This window comes from Mycobacterium sp. E3247 (genome assembly GCF_001667785.1).
GTDB lineage: Bacteria > Actinomycetota > Actinomycetes > Mycobacteriales > Mycobacteriaceae > Mycobacterium.
On sequence record NZ_LZJG01000197.1, the window covers coordinates 1 to 2,961 of the forward strand.

The following is a 2,961-nucleotide window of genomic DNA, read 5'->3' on the forward strand; positions in this document are numbered from 1 at the left end:
GCCGCCGCCTCAGGCCGGCGCGCCACCTGCCCGGCGAACAACACCGGAATCGACGCCGGCCCCCACGCCTCGGTCAGGACGGCCCGGTTACCGATTTCGTCCAGCCTGCGGTGTTCACCGGCGTCCAGCGCGTCAATCGCCGACAACGGCCGCCCTGGTTCGGTCGTCATGGCCAGCAGCACCCGCCGCAGCCGCTCGATCAACGTCTCCACGGCGTCCGCGTCGAATATGTCGGTGTCGTATTCGACACGTAGGCGCAGTTCGTGTCCCGGCTGGGCCTGAATGGTCAGCGGGTAGTGAGTGGACTCCCGGCTGGCGATGTCGGTGATGGACAACTCCTGATCGCCCGACAAGGCGGCGGCGTCGATCGGATAGTTCTCGTAGGCGAACAGCGTGTCGAAAAGCTTGTCCTGGCCGACGATGCGGTGAATGTCGTTGAGCGCCAAGTGCTGGTGGTCGAAGGTGTGGTTGTTGGCACCCTGCAGCTGCTCGAGCAGGTCGGCGGCGGTAGTCGTCGGGCTGAGCTTCGCGCGCACCGGCACGGTGTTGATCATGAGCCCGACCATCGATTCCGCACCCAAGAGTTCGGCCGGTCTGCCCGAGACCGTCGTGCCGAAGGCGACATCGTGCTGGCCGGTCAACCAGCACAGCAGTTGCGCGTAGGCGGCCTGCAGCACCGTGTTGACGGTGGTGTGGCAGGAGCGTGCGAGTTCACCGACGGCGCGGGTGAGATCGGCCGGCAGGCTGAGCGTGTGGACGCCTTGCGCGCCCGGCTGCAGCCGGTCTTGGCGGCCGACCAGGGCCGGGGTGTCGAAGCCGGCGAACACCTCACCCCAGGCGGCGCGTGCGGCGTCGCGGTCGCGGGCGGCCAGCCAGCCGACGAAGTCGCGGTAGGGCGCCGGGGCGGGCAGGCGTTGTCCGTAGTAGCCGGCGAAGATGTCGCCGAGCAGGATCGGCATCGACCAGCCGTCGAGCACGATGTGGTGGTTGGTCAGCACCAGCCGGTGGCGGTCAGCGGCGGTGCGGATCAAGGCCACCCGGAAGGGCGACTGGTTGACGAGGTCGCAGACGGCGGCGCGTTCGGCGGCGCAGAGCCGCTCGACGTGCGCGTCGACGTCGGCGGCCAGCTCCAGGTACTGCCAGGCCGGCTCGGGCTCGGCCACCACGACCTGCACCGGCTCGTCGAACTGGTCGAAGAATCGTGCCACCAGGTTCGGATGCCGCCGGACCACCGCGTGCACGGCGTCGCGCAGGCGGTCGGGGTCGAGCGGGCCGGTGATGCTGATGTCGAGCTGGCCGGCGTAGAGGTCGCCGGCGTCCCGCATGGTGTTGGCGTGAAAGAGCAGGCCCTGCTGGACCGGGGTCAGCGGCAGCACGTCGGCGATGTGGCATTGCCGTTGCAGCTGGTCGATCTGCTTCTGGCTGAGGCGGGCGGGCGCGACGTCCGACGGCGTCAACCCGCCACCCCCGGATCGCACGTGGGCGCAGATCCCGGCCAGGGCCTCGAACCACAACCGGCTCAGCCGGCTGACCTGCCCGTCCTCCAGCGCCGACGGCGCCCACGTCCAATGCGCCTGCAGGCGCGGGCCGGCCTCGGTGTCGACGGTGGCCGCGTTGAGCTCCAGGGTGTGCATCAGCGGCATCGGGATCGCCGCTGCCGCGCCGGTGACCGAGCCCGGCACGGGGCGCCACATCTCGTCGGTGAGCTCACCGGCGCCGCCCTGCCGCCCCAGGTAGTTGAACCCGATCGGCGGGTCGGATCCGTCCAGGCCGGCCTCGGTGTTCAGGTAGCGCAGCAGCCCGTAGGTCAGTGAATCGGGCAGGGCGCGCAGCTGTTCCTTGGCGTCCTTGATCACCGCGCCCAGCGATGGACCCCCGGAAACGATTTGCGCCCAAGGTAATTCACCCGTCACCAAGGACACCGGGTACTTGGCGGTGAACCACCCTACGGTGCGCGACAGGTCGACGTCGCGGCCCAGCTCCTCGTGGCGGCCGTGGCCTTCGACGTCGATGCCGATCGGCGCGCCGGCCTCGACGCGGGGGCCCAGGAATTCGACCAGCGCCAGGGCGAACGAGATCAGCAGGATGTCCTGGACGCCGGCGTGGAACGCCGCGGGCACCTCACCGAGCAGCATGCCGGTGGTCTCGGCGTCCAGCTCCACCGAGAGCTGCCCGGCGGCGGCGAAGGTGTCCACCTCGGGTCGCACCGCGGGCAGCGCCGCGGGCGTCGCCGCCACCTGCCTCCAGGTGTCCAGCTGGTCCACGACGTCCGGGGCGTTGGCGCGCTCGGCCAGCTGCGCCGCCCACCGCGCGAACGACGTCCCCGCCGGCGGCAACGCCACCGGTTGGCCCAGCCGGTGCTGCGCCCAGGCGATGTTCAAGTCCTCCAACAGGATTCGCCACGACACGCCGTCGACGGCCAGGTGGTGGATGATCACCACCAGCTGGGCGGTCGCGGTGACCCACAGCGCGCTGAGCATCGCCCCTTCGGCCGGGTTCAGCCGCGACCTCGCCTCGAGCACCGCCGCGTCGGACAACACCTCCACGGTGTGCAGGCAGTCGGCGGCGTCCACCGCACCCGGCTCGGGCACCGTCAGCGACCACCCGTCGTCAACACGTAGCCGCAGCATGGCGTGCCGATCCAGCAGCGCCTGCAGCACCACCAGCACGTCGGGCACATCGACCCCGGCCGGGGCCTGGACCAACATCGCCTGGTTGAACTGGTCGACCGGACCCTGCACGCCCTGCAGCCAGCGGATGATCGGGGTGGCCGGCACCGGGCCCACGCCCTCGTCCGCCACGTCGGCGCGCGCGTCAGCGACATCGGCCACCCGGGCCAGCCGGGCGACGGTCTGCTCGACGAAGATGTCGCGCGTCCGGCAGATCAGGCCGGCGGCGCGGGCCCGCGTCACCACCTGCATCGAGGAGATGCTGTCGCCGCCCAGGTCGAAGAAGGAGTCG

1 protein-coding gene is annotated in these 2,961 nt (G+C 70.9%); it reads right to left on the bottom strand.

The genetic code is table 11. The annotated features are described in order from the left end of the window. Positions 1 to 2,961 (bottom strand): condensation domain-containing protein (locus A9X04_RS10460; protein ID WP_231985700.1); only part of this gene is annotated, 2,961 nt, incomplete at both ends.